This is a genomic window from Kitasatospora sp. NPDC057500, assembly GCF_042802195.1.
Lineage (GTDB): Bacteria > Actinomycetota > Actinomycetes > Streptomycetales > Streptomycetaceae > Kitasatospora.
Window position 1 is genome coordinate 1 of sequence record NZ_JBHVER010000397.1, and the last position, 2,791, is coordinate 2,791.

Annotated in this window: 1 protein-coding gene; it reads right to left on the reverse strand. The window is 77.9% G+C overall.

Annotated elements, in window-relative coordinates; translation table 11 throughout:
* Positions 1-2,722: type I polyketide synthase (locus ACFU74_RS36860; protein WP_380764504.1), on the reverse strand; the 2,722-nt coding region annotated here is incomplete at its 3' end.
* Positions 2,723-2,791 lie beyond the last annotated feature (69 nt).

A 2,791-nucleotide genomic window follows, 5' to 3' on the forward strand; every position in this document is an offset into this window, starting at 1 on the left:
CGGGGGTCCAGCGGACCGTCGCGCCTGCGGTGTGCAGGGCGCCGACGGCGGCCAGCAGGGCGTGCGAGGCCCCCGGGCCGCCGTCGGCGCCGTCGGCCGGGCGGTCCGGCTGGGCGCCGACCAGCAGCAGCGGCCGGCCGGGGGCCGCGCCGAAGGCGGCGAGGCCGCGGTGGAGCAGCGCGGTCAGCGCGGAGTCCGGGCCCAGCTCCAGGAACCGGGTGACGCCCTCGGCCCGCAGCCGGCGCCCGGCGTCGAGCAGCCGGGTGGGCCGCCGGGCGTGGCCGGCCCAGTACGCGTCCTCGCGCAGCCGCTCCAGGGTGAGGACCTCGCCGGTCAGGCCGGAGACGAGGGGGACGGACGGCTCCTGGAAGTCCAGCCCGGCGACGACGCGGGACAGCCGGGCGGCGGCCTCGGCGGACGGGCCGCCGACGAGCGGCAGGGTGCGCGCGGACGGCGGTGTCCCGGTGGCCCGGCCGCGGGCGTGCCAGCGCTCGGCGAGCGCCTCCAGCAGCTCCGGCGGGCCGCTCACGACGGTGCCGCCGGGCTCGTCCAGCGCGGTGACCGCCGGCGGGCCGTCCTGGCCGTCCGGGTCGGCGAGGCCGGGGTCCTCCGCCAGCTCGGCCGCGGTGGCCTGCACCCAGAGCCCGGCGGCGTCGGCGGCCGTGGCCTCGGGCACGGGCAGGGCGACGGCCAGCGCGCAGGCGTCCGGCAGGGAGAGGGCGCCGGCCGCGTGGGCGGCGGCGACCTCGCCGACGCCGAGCCCGGTCAGGTACTCCGGCTCGATGCCGAACTCCGCCACCGTGCGGTGCAGGGCGAGCGCCAGCGCGAAGTGGCCCGCCCGGGCCAGCCGGGGCGAGGCGAACCTGCGGGCCGGGTCGGCGAGTTGCTCGCGCAGCGGCCGGGGGTCGACGCTCTCGCCGGCCTCGGCCAGCGCACGGTCGAGCTCGGCGCAGACCTCCGTCAGGGCCGCCTCGCAGGGGGCGAAGGCGGCGGCCAACTCCTCGCTCGTGCCCGGGTGTTCGAGGCCGGAGTCGGCGAAGACCAGGGCCGTGCGGCCGCTCGGGGCGGCGGCCGCGCGCAGCACCGAGACGCCCGCCGGCAGCGGCCCGTCGGCGGTGTCGGCGGCGATCGCGTCCAGCCCGGCGAGCAGGCCCGCGCGGTCCGGGGCGAGCACCACGGCGCGGTGCCGGAAGTCCGAGCGGGTGGTGGCGAGGGCGACCGCGGTGTCCAGCGGGTCCGTCCCGGCGCAGGCGGCGCGCACCCGGGCCGCCTGCTCGCGCAGCGTGGCCGCGGTCCGGGCCGACACGGTCCAGGCGATCGGGCGGGCGGCGGGAGCGCTCCCCTCGCGCTCGGCCGGCTCGTCGAGCGGCGGTTCCTCCAGGACGATGTGGGTGTTGGTGCCGCTGAGGGTCAGGCAGGTGACGCCCGCCCGGCGCACCCGCTCGCCGCGCGGCCAGGGCCGCTCCTCGGTCGCCAGCCGCACCGTGCCGGCCGACCAGTCGGCGTGCGGGGTGGGCTGCTCGACGTGGATGGTGCGGGGCAGCCGCTGGTGGCGCAGCGCCATGATGATCTTCACGATGCCGGCCACCCCGCCGACGCTCTGGGTGTGGCCGATGTTGGACTTCACCGAGCCCAGCAGCACCGGGTTCTCGGGGGAGTGCGCCCGGCCGTACGTCGCGATGACCGACCGGGCCTCCACGCCGTCGCCCAGCACCGCGCCGACGCCGTGGCCCTCCACCACGTCGACGCTGTCCGCGCCGACCCGGCCGTCGGCCAGCGCCTGCCGGATGACCTGCTCCTGGGCCTGCCCGCGCGGCGCGAACATGCCGTTGGTGGAGCCGTCCTGGTTGATCGCGCTGCCGCGGATCACCGCCAGCACCGGGTGGCCGTTGCGGCGGGCGTCCGACAGGCGCTCCAGCAGCAGCATGCCGGCGCCCTCGGAGAGGCTGACGCCGTCGGCGGAGGAGGAGAAGGAGTGCGAGCGGCCGCTGGGTCCGGTGGTGCCCTTGCGGTGGAACTCCAGCAGCGTGCCGGGCAGCGACATCACGTGCGCCCCGCCGGCCAGCGCGAGGTTGGCCTCGCCGTTGCGCAGCGCCTTGACGGCCAGGTGGATCGCCACCAGGGAGGAGGTGCACTGGGTGTCCACCGCCAGCGCGCCGCCGACCAGGCCCATCAGGTAGGAGACCCGGCCGGCCGCGGCGCCGCTCGAACTGCCGAAGCCGATGTAGTCCTTCAGCTCCTCGGGCGGCGGGCCGCCCAGCAGCAGCGGGTAGCCGGCGAACTGCAGGCCGGCGTAGACGGCGGTGCGGCTCTCCTTGGCGGACAGCGGGTCGATGCCGGCCCGCTCGAACGCCTCCCAGCAGGTCAGCAGCAGCAGCCGCTGCTGGGGGTCCAGGGCCGCGGCCTCGGCGGCGTCCATCCCGAAGAACTCCGGGTCGAACCGGTCGGCGTCGCCCAGGAACCCGCCGCGCAGGTGCGGCATCGCCCCGGCGAGCTGCCAGCCCCGGTCGGTCGGCAGCGGGGTGACGACGTCGGCGCCCGACTCCAGCAGTTCCCAGAGGTCCTCCGGGGAGCGCACTCCGCCGGGGAACCGGCAGCCGAGACCGACGATCGCGATCGGCTCGTGGTTCCTGGCCTCCTCCGCCGCCAGCCGGCCGCGCAGCTGTTGCAGCTCGGCGGTGGCCCTTCGGAGGTACTTCTGCAGCTTCTCTTCGTCCGCCATCTCGCGTCCGGCTCCTCTGGGGAAGTGACGGTGCCGGGCCGCCGGCCGTGCGTCACCCGGTGGGTGGGC